Below are 13,573 nucleotides of genomic sequence, written 5' to 3' on the forward strand. Positions count from 1 at the left end.
CGTTAGCGACGTCGCCCATGAAATAACGCCCGGCACTGGCCGGGCGTTTTCGTTCAGGCGACCGGTCCGCCCGTAATGGCTTCGAAGCCCTGCCTGATCTGCTCTTCCGGCAGGTTGTCACCGATGAAGACGATCACGCTCTCGCGCTTCTCGTCCCCCTTCCACTCGGAGTCCCAGTCGAAGCCATAGAGCCGCAGCACGCCCTGGAACACCAGGCGGCGCGCCTCATCGGCGATGTTCAGCACGCCCTTGTAGCGCAGCAGCGAGTTGCCGTGCCATTGCAGCAGGTCGTCCATGAAGGCGCTCAGCCGCTCGATGTCCAGCGCGCGTTCGCTGCGCAGCACCAGGGTGGTGATGCGGTCGGTGGTGTCCGCCGCCGGGCGTACCGGACGCAGCAACGGACGCAGGCCGACGTCGGCATTGAGGTTGAAACCGCGCACGTCGAGCAGACGTTCGAGTTCGATGGCGCCGTGCGCCACCGGATGGATCTCGGCGCGGCGGTTGATGCGTTGCAGGCGCTCCACCAGCGCGTCGTATTGCCCAGCCGACACCAGATCGGCCTTGCTCACCAGGATGCGGTCGCCAAAGCCGACCTGGGCCTGGGCAATGGCTTCCTGCAGGTGGCGATCGGCGTTGGCGGCGTCCACCAGGGTGATGATGCCGTCGAGCAGGTAGCGCTCGCGCAGCGTCTCGTCGACGAAGAAGGTCTGCGCCACTGGGGCCGGGTCGGCAAGCCCCGTGCATTCGATCACCACGCGGTCGAAATCCAGCTCGCCGTTGTCGCGGCGCTCCAGCAGGACGTAGAGCGCGCGCTCAAGATCCGTGTTGATGGTGCAGCAGACGCAGCCGTTGGATAGCGTCACCACCTGCACCGCATCGTCGCCCAACAGCTGCCCGTCGATAGGCGTGTCGCTGAATTCGTTCTCGATCACGGCAATCTTCAGGCCGTGCTCGGCCTTGAGGATGTGCTTGAGCAGGGTGGTCTTGCCCGCCCCGAGGAAGCCGGTGAGGACGGTCACCGGAATCTGCGGCGCGCTTGTGGAATCGGTCATGGGGACATCCAGGCAATGAAATGAAAACGGGCCGCGATTGCTCGCGGCCCGTCCGTTATACACCTATCCGAGCGGTTAACAGCAGCGGATGGGGCGCCCCTTGCCACCACCGTAACGCGCCTCCTGGCGCTCACGGAAGAACTCCTCGTAAGTCATCGGAGTCTTGTCCGGGTGTTTGTTCTGCATGTGCTGAACGTAGTTGTCGTAATCGGGCATGCCGACCAGCATGCGCGCGGCCTGCCCGAGATACTTACCCATGCGGCTGAGGTCATTGAACATACTGAACCTCCATCAGGCGTCCGGAATCGGCTCGAAAGGCGCTTCCTTGTCGGTGCGCTCCTTCTTGGTCCAGGCACTGGCGCCGACCTTGATGGAGTACACCAGCACACTGAACACCACCAGCAGGAACAGCACGGTGAGGCCCGCGTTGATGTAGGCGTTCATCATCACGTGCTGCATCTGGTCGATGTCCTTGGCCGGGGCGATGATCTGCCCGGCGTCCAGGCCGGCCGCGTACTTCTTGCCCAGGGCGATGAAGCCGACGGCCGGGTTGCTGTCGAACAGTTTGATCAGGCCTGCGGCGCTGGTGCAGATCAGCAGCCAGGCAGCCGGGAAAGCGGTGACCCAGACGTACTGCTGGCGCTTCATCTTGATCAGCACGACGGTGGCGAGCATCAGCGCAATGCCGGCGAGCATCTGGTTGGAGATGCCGAACAGCGGCCACAAGGTGTTGATGCCGCCCAGCGGATCGACCACGCCCTGGTACAGCAGCCAGCCCCACAGCGCGACGCAACCGCCGGTACCGACGATGTTGGCGGCCCAGGAGTCAGTCTTCTTCATGGCCGGGACGAAGTTGCCCAGCAGGTCCTGCAGCATGAAGCGCCCGGCACGGGTACCGGCGTCCACCGCGGTGAGGATGAACAGCGCCTCGAAGAGGATCGCGAAGTGGTACCAGAAGGCCATGGTGTTCTCACCCGGCAGCACCTGGTGAAGGATGTGCGCGATACCCACGGCGAGGGTCGGTGCACCACCGGCACGGGCCAGGATGGTGGTCTCGCCGATGTCCTTGGCGGTCTGGGTCAGCACCTCCGGAGTGATGGCGAAGCCCCAGCTGCTGACGGTGGCTGCCACGGCGTTGACGTCGGCGCCGACCACGGCCGGCGGGCTGTTCATGGCGAAGTAGATGCCCGGCTCGATCACCGAGGCGGCAACCATCGCCATGATGGCCACGAAGGACTCCATCAGCATGCCGCCGTAGCCGATGTAACGGGCATCGGGCTCGCGGTTGAGCAGCTTGGGCGTGGTGCCCGAAGAGATCAGCGCGTGGAAGCCGGAGACGGCGCCACAGGCGATGGTGATGAACAGGAACGGGAACAGGCCGCCCTTCCACACCGGGCCGGTGCCGTCGGTGAACTGGGTCAGGGCCGGCATCTTCAGCTCCGGCGAGACGATCAGGATGCCGATGGCCAGGGCGATGATGGTACCGATCTTGAGGAAGGTCGACAGGTAGTCACGCGGCGCCAGCAGCAGCCACACCGGCAGGACGGAAGCGACGGCGCCGTAGGCGATCAGCATCCAGACGATCTGTACGCCATGGAAGGTGAACACCGGGGCCCATTCGGGGCTGGCGGCAATCTGGCCACCGAGCCAGATGGAGCCCAGCAGCAGCACGATGCCCACCACGGAAATCTCGCCGATGCGGCCCGGGCGGATGTAGCGCATGTACACGCCCATGAGGATCGCGATCGGGATGGTCGCCAGCACGGTGAACATACCCCACGGGCTTTCGGCCAGCGCCTTCACCACGATCAGGGCGAGCACCGCGAGGATGATGATCATGATCAGGAACGCGCCGAACAGAGCGATGGTCCCCGCCACCTGCCCCATTTCCTCGCGTACCAGTTCACCCAGCGAGCGGCCGTTACGGCGGCTGGAGATGAACAACACCATGAAGTCCTGCACCGCACCGGCCAGCACAACACCGGCGATCAGCCAGAGCGTGCCGGGCAGGTAGCCCATCTGCGCGGCGAGCACTGGGCCGACCAGCGGGCCGGCGCCGGCAATGGCGGCGAAGTGGTGGCCGAAGAGGATGTGCTTGTTGGTCGGGACGTAGTCCAGGCCGTCGTTGTTGAGGACCGCAGGCGTCGCTCGGTTGGGGTCCAGTTGCATCACCTTCTCGGCGATGAACAGGCTGTAATAGCGGTAGGCCACCAGATAGATGGCGACGGCCGCGACGACGATCCACAGTGCGTTGATGGCTTCGCCGCGGCGTAGCGCCACGACTCCCAAGGCAAAGGCACCGACTATCGCCACCGCCAGCCAGGCGAGGTGACGTAGCAGGCTGTTGTTATTGTTCATAGCGAGGCTTCCGACAGTTTGAAGGCGAGAATTCGCAGAAAAATTCTAGTCCTTTCCTACGACCCAATCATACGACCTTAGTCTAGAGCGGTTACACGCTTATTGCCTGAAGTCAAATACCGTCCGGCAGCACGTCGCGCCAATGAAAAACCCGCCGGGTGGCCGGCTTTCGGGCGAAGGCTGGATCAGGCCGGTTGACTGGCGTACTGCGCCAGCACCTGGTCGCGGCTCATCACCGCCAGGGTGTTGTTCAGCACCTGCTCGCCGGAGGCGTTCTGGGAGGTGAAGATCTCACCGAAGTGCTGCTGGGTGAGCTGGGCGAAGTGCGCGCGATCTTCGCTGGGAATGCCGAGCAGGACGGCATAGGCATCGAGTGCCTCGCCGTGTCCCTGGGCCATGTTCTCGGCAATGTTGTCGAGCATGCCGTTCATGGCGAAGATCGACCGGCCGCCGTAGCCGATGCGCTGGTTGGCGTCGCAACCGTTGGTACCGGAGGTCAAGCCGAAGGTGGCATTTCCGGAGGTGGCGTTAGTGGTGGTCGCCAGCAGGTGAGGGAACAGGCCGCGCTGCCCCTCGAAGACCATGTTCCCCCAGCCGCACCCCCTGCCGCTCTGGCCTGCCTCGTCGGCGTGCGCCAACACGCTGGCAACGCTCAGCACCCCGAAAATCAGCCCCTTGCCTACGAACTTCTTGTCCATGTCCTGCACTCCACAATAGGTATCGGAAAAAACGCCCGAGCAGCTTTGGCGAGTGGCCGGGGAGTGTCAAAGCCGCGCCGGACGTGCCTGCCCGAGGAAAGATCGGCAAATGGTGTACGACGCGTTACCGGTGGTTTGGCTATAGTGAGGCGAAGCATTACGGCCGGAGAGCCACGACCATGAGTGACGATCACGCCGAGCGCCGGCGCTTCCAGCGCATCGCCTTCGATGCCGGTACGGAGATCAGCCAGGGCGACCAGCGCTGGAAGGTCACGCTGCTCGACCTCTCATTGCAGGGTGTGCTGGTGGAGCGCCCCGAGCACTGGGCGGTGGTGCCCGATGAGCCAGTGCAGGTGCGCATCTACCTGGGCTTCGACGCCAACGTCTATATGGAAGCCGAGCTGGCCTGGGAGCGCGAGGGCCTGCTGGGCTTCAACTGCAAGCACATCGACCTGGACTCCATCAGCCACCTGCGGCGTCTGGTGGAGCTCAACCTGGGCGACGAATCGCTGCTGGAGCGGGAGCTGACGCTGCTCAGCGAGCACTGAAGCACCCTGCCAACATCACCCAATCGCGGACGGAGTCCGCTCCTACATCCAGGCCGGCATTTTCGTAGGAGCGGACTCCGTCCGCGATTGCTCATCACCAACGCTGAAGCGGATCTATTCGAACAACGCATCCAGCGCCTGCTCCAGGCGCGTCACCGCGACGACCTGCAGGCCCGGCGGCGATTCCTTGGGCGCATTGCCCTTGGGCACGATGGCGCGCTTGAAACCGTGTTTGGCCGCTTCCTTCAGGCGCTCCTGGCCGCTGGGCACCGGACGCACCTCACCGGAAAGACCAACCTCGCCAAACACCAGTAGCTGGTGATCCAATGGCCGGTTGCGCAGACTGGACATCACCGCCGCCATCAGCGCCAGGTCCGATGCGGTTTCCAGCACTTTCACGCCGCCCACTACGTTGAGGAACACGTCCTGGTCGTAGGTCGGGATGCCGCCGTGGCGGTGCAGCACCGCCAGCAGCATGGCCAGGCGGTTCTGGTCCAGGCCGAGGGTGACGCGACGCGGGTTGGCCAGGTGGCTGGTGTCGACCAGCGCCTGCACCTCCACCAGCATGGGCCGCGAACCCTCCCAGGTGGCCATGACCACGCTGCCGGGCACCGACTCCTGGGCGCGGGTGAGGAAGATCGCCGAAGGGTTGGATACCTCTTTCAGGCCACGGTCGGTCATGGCGAACACGCCCAGCTCATTGATCGCGCCAAAACGGTTCTTCACTGCGCGCAGCAGGCGCAGGCGACCATCGGACTCGCCCTCGAAATACAGCACGGTATCGACCATGTGTTCCAGTACGCGCGGGCCGGCCAGGGCGCCTTCCTTGGTGACGTGGCCGACCAGGAAGATCGCCGTGCCGCTCTGCTTGGCGAAACGCACCAACAAGGCCGCGCTCTCGCGCACCTGGGCGACACCGCCGGGGGCTGATTGCAGCTGTTCGGTGAAGATGGTCTGGATCGAGTCGATCACCATCACCTTCGGCTGCTCGTGGCGCGCAGTGGCGATGATGCTTTCGATGCAGGTCTCGGTCATGACCTTGAGCTTGTCTTCGGGCAGGCCGAGACGACGGGCGCGCATGGCGACCTGCTGCTGGGACTCTTCGCCGGTGACATAGAGCGCCGGCAGGCGCGCGGCGACGTTGCAGAGGGTCTGCAGGAGGATGGTGGACTTGCCGATGCCGGGGTCGCCGCCGATCAGTACCACCGAGCCATCGACCAGGCCACCGCCGAGCACGCGGTCCAGCTCCGCCGAGGCGGTCGTGAAGCGCGGCATCTCCTCGACGCTGACTTCGGCGAGGGTCTTGATATTGGCCTGCTGGCCGGCCCAGCCGCCGCGGCCAGAGCTTCCGGAACCGCCGGTGGGCGTGGTGTCGACGACGGTCTCGACCAGGGTGTTCCAGGCACCGCAGTCAGCGCACTGGCCGGCCCATTTGGGGAAGGTGGCGCCGCACTCGGTGCAGCCATACATGCGCTTGGCCTTGGCCATGGGCGGACTCCGTCGAAGACAAAGCCCGCATCATAGCCAATCGGGCCAGGCGCTTCAGAACCTATTTACGATCTCGCGAGCTAGAGCAGAACAAGGCGAAATCGGTTGAGGGAGCGGAGTTTACACGCAGTAAATAAGCATGACTCGCTACGCTCGCCCCTTCGGGGCCGCACTGACGTGCGTTAGCCGCAAGCGGCTTCCGAGACCGATTTCAACGCAGTTATGCCGACACGCAGCAGATCGTAAACAGGTTCTTAGCTCGCCAGGCGACGGTACTGGCTTTCCATGTCGCATTTGAGGCTTTCGCGGCGCATCAGCAGCGAGGCCAGGGTGCCGTCGGCGCGCTCGACACCCTCCTCCACCCGACCGATGCGCTGGTCCAGCAGCTCGTATTGCAGCTTCAGGCGAACCAGGCGCTCCTGGGCGCGGAGGACCTCGACGTTGCGTTGGGTGGACTTGGTGACGGACTTGCCAGAGGACGAAATGGCTTTGCGCATGGCGGTGGCACCGGTTGGAAAGAGATGACGGGAGCCTACGCCTCGCTCCGCCCCACACCCTTGACTCTGATCAAGCTCAACCGGATCGCTTGAGCAGATCGGCGATCTCGTCCTTCAGTGTCACGCGTTGCAGTTTGAGGGAGTTGAGCGTGAGGTCGTCCATCGCCTGGCGGCCGTCCTCGATGTCGTAGATTTTCTTGTCCAGCTCCTCGTAGTTGGCGGCAAGGCGGGTGAAGGTGGCGTCCTTCCCGTGCAACCGGGTCATCAGTGCCTTCTGGTCGGGAAATTCGCGGGACAGGGGATGATGCTCGAGCGGCATGGCGGACCTCCTTAAATGGATGGGTTGCCCGATAAGCCTAGACCACCCGGCGAGAGCGCCCAGCACCGCCGGTCATTGAGCGATTCGGGATGATCAGCCTGCGGCGGGCCGCTAAACTGCCCACCTGTCCCCCTCTGTTACAAGGAGTTCCTGCATGAGTCTGCTAAGCGAGTTCAAGGCTTTCGCCGTCAAAGGCAACGTGGTCGACATGGCCGTCGGTATCATCATCGGCGCCGCCTTCGGCAAGATCGTCTCGTCCTTCGTCGGCGACGTGATCATGCCGCCCATCGGCCTGCTGATCGGCGGCGTGGACTTCTCCGACCTGGCGATCACCCTCAAGGCCGCCGAAGGCAAGGCGCCGGCCGTCGTGATGGCCTATGGCAAGTTCATCCAGACCTGCCTGGACTTCCTGATCGTCGCCTTCGCCATCTTCATGGGCGTCAAGGCCATAAACCGCTTCAAGCGCGAGGAAGAAGCGGCGCCGGCCGGCCCGACCAAGGACCAGGAACTGCTGACCGAAATCCGCGACCTGCTCAAGGAGCAGCGCAACCGCGCGCCCTGAACCCCGTCTCACCCCGTCGCTGCGGCGGGGTGAGCCTCCTCCTTCCTACCAATAGTTTTCGACGGCGATCTGCCCGGGCTTGCGCGTCAGCGCCAGGCTCATGCCACGGGCCTTCAGCACGGCGCGGGTGTCGTCGATCATCTGCGGGTTGCCGCAGAGCATCACCCGCGAGTGTTCCGGGCTGAGCTCCAGGCCGGCGGCACGCTCCAGTTCGCCGTTCTCGATCAGCGTGGTGATCCGCGCATTCAGGCAGCCGGGCACACTCTCGCGGGTAACCACCGGAATGAACTGCAGCTTGTGGATGTGTTCGGCCAGGTGCTCCATCCCGGCGAAGCTGGTGATCAGCTCGCGGTAGGCCAGCTCCTTCTCTTCGCGGGCGCTGTAGACCAGCTTGATGCTCTCGAAGCGCTCCCACACCTCGAAGTCCTGCAGGATCGAGAGGAAGGGAGCAAGACCGGTACCGGTGGCCAGCAGCCAGAGATCGCGGCCGTCGGGGAAACGGTCGAGGGTGAGGAAGCCGAAGGCCTGGCGATCCACCAGTAACTGGTCGCCGACGCTCAAGCGGCTGAGCTCGCTGGTGAACTCCCCGCCCGGCACCACGATGGAGAAGAACTCGAGGAACTCGTCATAGGGCGCCGACACCATCGAGTAGGCGCGCCAGACGATGCTACCGCTGGGCTTGTAAACACCCAGGCGGGCGAACTGCCCGGCACGGAAGCGGTAGCCGCTGTCGCGGGTGGTGCGCAGGGTGAACAGACTCGGGGTGAGCGTCTGCACGTCCAGCAGGGTCTGCCGGGTGAACTTCTCTTCGCTGGCGGTCATGGGCCGCTCCTCTCTCAAGAACGGCCCATTTTCCCGTATTCGCGGCGCGAGAAACACCCGCAAGGCTTGTGGCTATCCGTGGAATTGCCACAAGCCTGCTCTACGTCAGTGCCTGATCAGTGCTTGCGGTTCACGACCTGGGCGGCGCGCAGCACATCGCTGCCGATCTCGCCCTCGAACTGCTTCCACAGCGGCTGCATCGCAGTGCGCCAGGCATCGCGTTCGGCCGGAGTCAGGCTGACGATACGCGCCTTGCCGCTGGCCGCCACGCGCTCGCGCTCCTTCTGGTTCAGCGACTCGGCGTCCTTGTTCACCTCGACGGTGACCTCCTCGATGATGCTCTCCAGCTGGGTACGCACCGGGTACGGCATGCTGTTCCAAAACTTCTGGTTGCTGATCAGCATATAGCTGAGCACGCCGTGGTTGGTCTCGGTGATGAACGGCTGGGCGGTGTCGAGCTTCTGGCTGCCAATGTTCGACCAGGTGTTCTCGGTGCCCTGCACCTTGCCGTCCTGCAGCGCCTTGAGGGTTTCGCCGAACGGCAGCTTCACCGCCTTGGCGTCGAGCAGACCGAACTGGGCCTCGATCACCGACGAGGGCTGGATGCGGAAGCTCAGTCCCTTGGCATCCGCAGGCGCGCGCAGCTCGCGGTTGGCGGAAAGCTGCTTCATGCCGTTGTTCCAGTAGCCCAGGCCATAGATGCCGGACTTGGCCATCGAATGCAGCAGTTCGCGACTCATGCTGCGCTTCTGGAAGCGCTTCACCGCCTCCAGGTCATCGAACAGGAACGGCAGGTCGAAGACTTCCAGCTGCTTCGTGTAACCCTCGAACTTGGACAGCGACGGCGCCAGCATCTGCACCTTGCCGTCCTGCAGCGCCTGCAGCTCTTCGGCATCGCCGAACAATGTGGAGTTGGGGAAGACCTCGACCTTCACCTGGCCCGCCAGGCGCTGCTCCACCAGCTTCTTGAACAGCAGCGCGCCACGGCCCTTCGGAGTGTCGTCGGCAACGACGTGGGAGAACTTGATCACAATAGGCTCATCGGCGAAGGCCGGTTGGGCCACGAGGAACAGGGCAGACAGCGCCACCCCGAGAAACGACTGGTACATCGACATCCTTATGCAATGGCAATAGCCCGGCGCGCGAGCACGCGTCGCGGGTCGAGGTTTCGTGAAGACTTTCGAGGGAGGCGGCCGCTGGTCGACGGAACGCAGTTCCGGGATCGGGCCCTACCGGGTCGCGGAAAGCGCCCGGTTATTATTGGTAGGCCGCAACGCAGACGAAGGCGGGGCGGATAGGTGATAATTTTTCGGTATTCAGCCGGTCCACACAAGCCGCCGACAGCCAACCACGTCTCAGTCTCATGACAATACGATTGCAACGGGCCACCCGCCCTTGCCGTCGGCCATGTTTCGCGACTTGAGCCAGACACCTTTGTTCGAGAGCCCCATGCCCGTCCTTGCCAGCCCCTTCGCCCAGCTCGACCTGGTCCGCCACCCCGAACAGCGCGATGACCCGCTGCAGGCATTCGATGCGGCGGACGAGTATCTGCTCAGCCATTTGCACGAGCAGGGCATCACCGCGGACAGCCGGGTGCTGGTGCTCAACGACAGCTTCGGCGCCCTCGCCGCCAGCCTCGCGCCCCACGTACACCTGACCAGCAGCGGCGACTCGCACCTGGGCTTCATCGCCCTGCAGCGCAACCTCGAACGCAATGGCCTCGCCGACGCAGCGCTGTCCTTCGTCCCTGCGAGCGACACCCCGCAAGGCCCGTTCGACCACGTGCTGGTGCGAGTTCCCAAGACCCTGGCGCTGCTGGAAGAACAACTGATCCGCCTGCATGGCCGCCTGGCGCCGGGCGCGACAGTGGTGGCCGCCGGCATGATCAAGCACCTGCCCCGCGCCGCCGGCGACCTGCTGGAAAAGTACATCGGGCCGATGCAGGCCTCTCTGGCCGTGAAGAAGGCTCGTCTGCTGATCGCCACCGCCGAAGAGCGCGCGGCGCCGGCATCGCCCTACCCCACCCGCTACCGCCTGGACAAACCGGCGCTGACACTGGTCAACCACGCCAACGTGTTCTGCCGCGAAGACCTGGACATCGGCACTCGCGCCTTCCTCCCGTACCTGCCGCAGGTCCACCATGCGGTACGCGCCGCCGACCTGGGCTGCGGCAACGGCGTGCTCGCCATCGCCTTCGCCCAGCTCAATCCGCAGGCGGAACTGACGCTGGTGGACGAGTCCTACATGGCCGTGCAGTCGGCGCGGGAAAACTGGCAGGCCGCCTTCGGCGATCGCCCTGTGGATATCCATCCGGACGACGGCCTCGCCAGCCAGGCAACCGACTCGCTGGACCTGGTGCTGTGCAACCCGCCCTTCCACCAGCAGCAGGTGGTCGGCGACTTCCTCGCCTGGCGCATGTTCCAGCAGGCCCGCGCGGCGCTGGTGACCGGCGGCGAGCTGTGGATCGTCGGCAACCGCCACCTGGGTTACCACGCCAAGCTCAAGCGCCTGTTCCGCGGCGTCGAGCAGGTGGCGGCGAATCCGAAATTCGTGGTGCTGAAAGCGACCAAATGAGCTGACGGGATTGCTCCGGCCGGTAAGCCGGAGCAGCATGGATCGCCCCCACTCGGACGCGCGCCATGACCGCACAAGAAGCCGCCCTCCTCCCACCCGAACTGATCCGCACCGCCGACGGCATCGATCTTGCCCTGCGCCGCGTAGGCCCGGCAGACGGCGTGCCAGTGGTGCTGACTCACGGCACCTTTTCCAACTACCGCAGTTGCCTGGGTCTGGCCAACTACCTGGCCGGGCGCGGCTTTGCCTGCTGGCTGTTCGACTGGCGCGGACATGGGGACAGCGGGCGCAACGGCTTTACCCACAGTTTCGACGAGGTGGCCGAGCAGGACGTACCGGCAATCCTCGATGCGGTGAGCCTGCGCAGCGGGCAGGCGGCGCTGCACTGGATCGGCCATTCCGGCGGCGGGCTGATCGTCTCGATGTGGGCAGCGCGCTATCCCGAACTGGCGCGGCGCCGGCTGCGTTCACTGGTGCTGATCGGCTCGCAGGCCACGGCGGCGGGCGCCAGCCTGTCGCATCGGCTGGCCATTCTTGGCTACGACTGGATGTTGCGCTGGCGGCGAGTCGCGCCCAGCCGGGCGAAGAGCGTCGGCCCGGAAGCAGAGAGCGCGCGGCTGATGCGCCAGTGGTGCCAGTGGAATCTGCGGCGGCGCTTCGATTCGTTAAGCGGATTCGACTATCTGACCGCGCTGCAAGGCGTCGAGCTGCCGGTGCTGGGCGTGGCCGGCAGCGGAGACACCTTCATCGCGCCGGTCGTGGGGTGCGAGGCGCTGGTGAAAGCGTTTGGCGGTGCGCAGGCGACGCTGGAGCTGTTCGGTCTGGCGACCGGCGCGCGGGAGGACTACAGCCACAACCGCCTGCTGCTGTCGCGCAATGCCAGCCTGGAAATCTGGCCGCACATTGGGCAGTGGTTGGGGCAGCATTGATCATCGTAGGGCGCATAACCTGGAACAGGTTATCCGCCGTTGGCCATTGTGGCGGATAACGCTGGGGCGTTATTCGCCCTACGGCGAGAACCGTGTGTACTGGTGCCGCTGGGGTTCGCGAGCAAGCTCGCTCCTACAGGTTGGCGCCGGAGTTTCCCTTGTAGGAGCGAGCTTGCTCGCGAACCCGGTCAGGAACGCAGAACGTCCGGAGTGTCGACGTCGCGCAGTACGCCCGCATCAGCAACTTCAAGGGTGACGCAGCAATCTCTGTGCGCCTGCACCACGGCGCGCGCGCCTTCGTCGCCGGTGAGTTGCGTCAGCGCAGGCCAGAACTCGCGGCCGAACAGCACGGGATGGCCGCGCTGGTGATCGAATAGCGGAAACAGGATGGTCGAGGCCGAAGCGGCATCGGCCAGTTGGCGCAGGGTTTCCGGGGAGATCCACGGCATGTCGCCAAGCAGGATAGCGACGGTTCGGGCATTACAGTCGGTCAGTGACGCCGCACCGGCAGCCAGGCTATGGCCCATGCCAAGCGCCGCATCCGGGCTGTGGATAACGCGGCAGCCGAGAGGCAGGCCAAAGTCCTCCGCCCGCTCGTCATCGCGCAGCACCACGCGCACCTCGTCGAACACGGCCTGTGCCCGCTCGACACTGTGGGCCAGCAGGCTGCGCCCGTCCGGCAACAGCGCCCGGCGCTTGTCCGCGCCGAAGCGCGAGCCCTGGCCCGCGGCCAGGACCAGCGCAACAACCGTCACAGCGCCTCGCGGGCAATGCCGCTGCGGGTACGCAGGATGTCAGCGAGCACCGCCAGGGCGATTTCCGCCGGAGTCTTGCTGCCCAGGTTGAGGCCGATGGGAGCGTGGATGCGTGCCAGATCGGCATCACTCAGGCCACCGATTCGGTGCAGGCGTTCGCGGCGCTTCTCGGAGGTGATGCGCGAGCCCATAACGCCGATGTAGAAGGCCTCGGTGCGAACCGCTTCGAGCATCGCCAGGTCGTCGATCTTCGGGTCGTGGGTCAGCGCCACCACCGCCGTGTCGGCATGGCAGCCGCCGTTGGCGATGAACACCGAGGGCAGCTCGCGGCGGATTTCGATGCCATCGAGCACCACGCCGTCCAGCGCCTCTTCGCGCGGGTCACAGAGGATGACTTCGAAGCCCAGGCCCTTGCCGAACTCCGCGCAGAACTGCGCGACGCTGGAGTAGCCGGCCAGCAACAGGCGCTGGGCGGCGCCAACGCGCAGGCGCACGCTGGCATCGTCGCGCTCCACGCGCGGGCCGTGCTCGTGGTCATCGCTCAAGCGGCGCGAACCGTCGAGCAGGCTTACTTCCCGCAGCAGTCGGCGTTGGCCGAGCAGCGCCGACTCCAGCTCGCGCAGGTGGGCCTGGACGTCGCAATCGGGCGCGAGGTTTTCCACCAGCACGTCGAGGATGCCGCCGCAGGGAAGACGGATATTGCTGCGGGTATCAGTGCCGTCGCCATAGCGCACGACGACCACCGGCTCGGCGAACTCGCCTTCGGCGACGCGTTCGAGGAAGTCATCCTCGACGCAGCCGCCGGACAGCGAGCCCACCCACTGGCCGCTGGCGTTGACCGCCAGCAGCGAGCCCGGCGCGCGAGGCGCCGAGCCGTAGGTGAAGAGCACGCTGCACAGCCACACCCGTTCGCCGGCGGTCGACCACTGGAGCGCCTGGCGAACCACTTGCAGATCGAGATGCTGCACGAC

At 65.2% G+C, this 13,573-nt stretch carries 15 protein-coding genes; 4 read left to right on the top strand and 11 right to left on the bottom strand.

What is annotated here, in order from left to right; all coding sequences use genetic code 11:
* Positions 1 to 53: 53 nt before the first annotated feature.
* From yjiA to GA645_RS24540, 4 genes are all read right to left on the bottom strand, one after another.
* Entirely contained in the window at positions 54 to 1,052 is a 999-nt protein-coding gene (gene yjiA, locus GA645_RS24525) for a GTPase (protein WP_152226288.1), read from the bottom strand.
* 75 nt (positions 1,053 to 1,127) lie between these two features.
* Entirely contained in the window at positions 1,128 to 1,331 is a 204-nt protein-coding gene (locus tag GA645_RS24530) for a YbdD/YjiX family protein (protein ID WP_152226290.1), read from the bottom strand.
* Between the two features lie 12 nt (positions 1,332 to 1,343).
* Positions 1,344 to 3,410 carry a carbon starvation CstA family protein gene (locus GA645_RS24535; RefSeq protein ID WP_152226292.1) on the bottom strand — a complete coding sequence of 689 codons (2,067 nt, stop codon included), beginning with the start codon at positions 3,408 to 3,410 and terminating at the stop codon, positions 1,344 to 1,346.
* 185 nt (positions 3,411 to 3,595) lie between these two features.
* Complete coding sequence (locus GA645_RS24540; RefSeq protein ID WP_152226294.1) at positions 3,596 to 4,108, bottom strand: DUF3015 domain-containing protein; 513 nt, start codon at positions 4,106 to 4,108, stop codon at positions 3,596 to 3,598.
* A 179-nt stretch (positions 4,109 to 4,287) separates the two neighbouring features.
* Here GA645_RS24540 and GA645_RS24545 point away from each other — a divergent pair, with 179 nt between their 5' ends.
* On the top strand, positions 4,288 to 4,656 hold the full coding sequence (locus GA645_RS24545; RefSeq protein ID WP_152226296.1) for a PilZ domain-containing protein: 369 nt from the start codon (positions 4,288 to 4,290) through the stop codon (positions 4,654 to 4,656).
* 114 nt (positions 4,657 to 4,770) lie between these two features.
* Here the strand turns inward: GA645_RS24545 and radA are convergent, their stop codons facing one another.
* The 3 genes from radA to GA645_RS24560 all read right to left on the bottom strand — a co-directional run bounded on the left by radA (position 4,771) and on the right by GA645_RS24560 (position 6,960).
* On the bottom strand, positions 4,771 to 6,144 hold the full coding sequence (radA, locus tag GA645_RS24550) for a DNA repair protein RadA (protein ID WP_152226298.1): 1,374 nt from the start codon (positions 6,142 to 6,144) through the stop codon (positions 4,771 to 4,773).
* 254 nt (positions 6,145 to 6,398) lie between these two features.
* Positions 6,399 to 6,641, bottom strand: coding sequence for a hypothetical protein (locus GA645_RS24555; protein ID WP_152226300.1), 243 nt, complete (start codon positions 6,639 to 6,641; stop codon positions 6,399 to 6,401).
* Positions 6,642 to 6,717: 76 nt separating this feature from the next.
* Positions 6,718 to 6,960, bottom strand: a complete 243-nt coding sequence (locus GA645_RS24560) for a YdcH family protein (protein ID WP_152226302.1) — start codon at positions 6,958 to 6,960, stop codon at positions 6,718 to 6,720.
* A gap of 154 nt (positions 6,961 to 7,114) precedes the next feature.
* On the opposite strand from GA645_RS24560, the gene mscL reads away from it, so the two are divergent.
* The gene (gene mscL, locus GA645_RS24565; protein WP_152226304.1) at positions 7,115 to 7,522 is read left to right on the top strand and encodes a large-conductance mechanosensitive channel protein MscL; all 408 of its coding nucleotides are present in this window, start codon (positions 7,115 to 7,117) and stop codon (positions 7,520 to 7,522) included.
* Positions 7,523 to 7,567: 45 nt separating this feature from the next.
* Here the strand turns inward: mscL and GA645_RS24570 are convergent, their stop codons facing one another.
* Together GA645_RS24570 and GA645_RS24575 are read right to left on the bottom strand one after the other, a co-directional pair.
* Entirely contained in the window at positions 7,568 to 8,344 is a 777-nt protein-coding gene (locus tag GA645_RS24570; protein ID WP_152226306.1) for a ferredoxin--NADP reductase, read from the bottom strand.
* A gap of 116 nt (positions 8,345 to 8,460) precedes the next feature.
* Entirely contained in the window at positions 8,461 to 9,453 is a 993-nt protein-coding gene (locus GA645_RS24575) for a TRAP transporter substrate-binding protein (RefSeq protein ID WP_152226308.1), read from the bottom strand.
* A 340-nt stretch (positions 9,454 to 9,793) separates the two neighbouring features.
* Between GA645_RS24575 and GA645_RS24580 the strand changes: the two genes are divergently transcribed.
* Together GA645_RS24580 and GA645_RS24585 are read left to right on the top strand one after the other, a co-directional pair.
* Positions 9,794 to 10,918, top strand: a complete 1,125-nt coding sequence (locus GA645_RS24580) for a class I SAM-dependent methyltransferase (RefSeq protein WP_152226310.1) — start codon at positions 9,794 to 9,796, stop codon at positions 10,916 to 10,918.
* Positions 10,919 to 10,983: 65 nt separating this feature from the next.
* Positions 10,984 to 11,847: an alpha/beta fold hydrolase gene (locus GA645_RS24585; protein ID WP_152226312.1), complete on the top strand. Its 864-nt coding sequence runs from the start codon at positions 10,984 to 10,986 to the stop codon at positions 11,845 to 11,847.
* A gap of 188 nt (positions 11,848 to 12,035) precedes the next feature.
* Here the strand turns inward: GA645_RS24585 and GA645_RS24590 are convergent, their stop codons facing one another.
* A complete protein-coding gene (locus GA645_RS24590) occupies positions 12,036 to 12,602 on the bottom strand; it encodes an NTP transferase domain-containing protein (protein ID WP_152226314.1) in 567 nt (188 codons plus the stop codon).
* On the bottom strand, positions 12,599 to 13,570 hold the full coding sequence (locus GA645_RS24595) for an XdhC family protein (RefSeq protein WP_152226316.1): 972 nt from the start codon (positions 13,568 to 13,570) through the stop codon (positions 12,599 to 12,601). Before GA645_RS24595 ends, GA645_RS24590 begins: the two co-directional genes overlap by 4 nt.
* Positions 13,571 to 13,573 lie beyond the last annotated feature (3 nt).

It is taken from the genome of Pseudomonas sp. SCB32 (genome assembly GCF_009189165.1).
GTDB lineage: Bacteria > Pseudomonadota > Gammaproteobacteria > Pseudomonadales > Pseudomonadaceae > Pseudomonas.

Bases quoted from the DNA above. Each gene is read 5' to 3' on its own strand.
- radA (WP_152226298.1), bottom strand. From the start codon at position 6,144: ATGGCCAAGGCCAAGCGCATGTATGGCTGCACCGAGTGCGGCGCCACC.
- GA645_RS24530 (WP_152226290.1), bottom strand. From the start codon at position 1,331: ATGTTCAATGACCTCAGCCGCATGGGTAAGTATCTCGGGCAGGCCGCG.
- GA645_RS24540 (WP_152226294.1), bottom strand. From the start codon at position 4,108: ATGGACAAGAAGTTCGTAGGCAAGGGGCTGATTTTCGGGGTGCTGAGC.
- mscL (WP_152226304.1), top strand. From the start codon at position 7,115: ATGAGTCTGCTAAGCGAGTTCAAGGCTTTCGCCGTCAAAGGCAACGTG.
- yjiA (WP_152226288.1), bottom strand. From the start codon at position 1,052: ATGACCGATTCCACAAGCGCGCCGCAGATTCCGGTGACCGTCCTCACC.
- GA645_RS24575 (WP_152226308.1), bottom strand. From the start codon at position 9,453: ATGTACCAGTCGTTTCTCGGGGTGGCGCTGTCTGCCCTGTTCCTCGTG.
- GA645_RS24560 (WP_152226302.1), bottom strand. From the start codon at position 6,960: ATGCCGCTCGAGCATCATCCCCTGTCCCGCGAATTTCCCGACCAGAAG.
- GA645_RS24545 (WP_152226296.1), top strand. From the start codon at position 4,288: ATGAGTGACGATCACGCCGAGCGCCGGCGCTTCCAGCGCATCGCCTTC.
- GA645_RS24555 (WP_152226300.1), bottom strand. From the start codon at position 6,641: ATGCGCAAAGCCATTTCGTCCTCTGGCAAGTCCGTCACCAAGTCCACC.
- GA645_RS24580 (WP_152226310.1), top strand. From the start codon at position 9,794: ATGCCCGTCCTTGCCAGCCCCTTCGCCCAGCTCGACCTGGTCCGCCAC.
- GA645_RS24535 (WP_152226292.1), bottom strand. From the start codon at position 3,410: ATGAACAATAACAACAGCCTGCTACGTCACCTCGCCTGGCTGGCGGTG.
- GA645_RS24570 (WP_152226306.1), bottom strand. From the start codon at position 8,344: ATGACCGCCAGCGAAGAGAAGTTCACCCGGCAGACCCTGCTGGACGTG.
- GA645_RS24585 (WP_152226312.1), top strand. From the start codon at position 10,984: ATGACCGCACAAGAAGCCGCCCTCCTCCCACCCGAACTGATCCGCACC.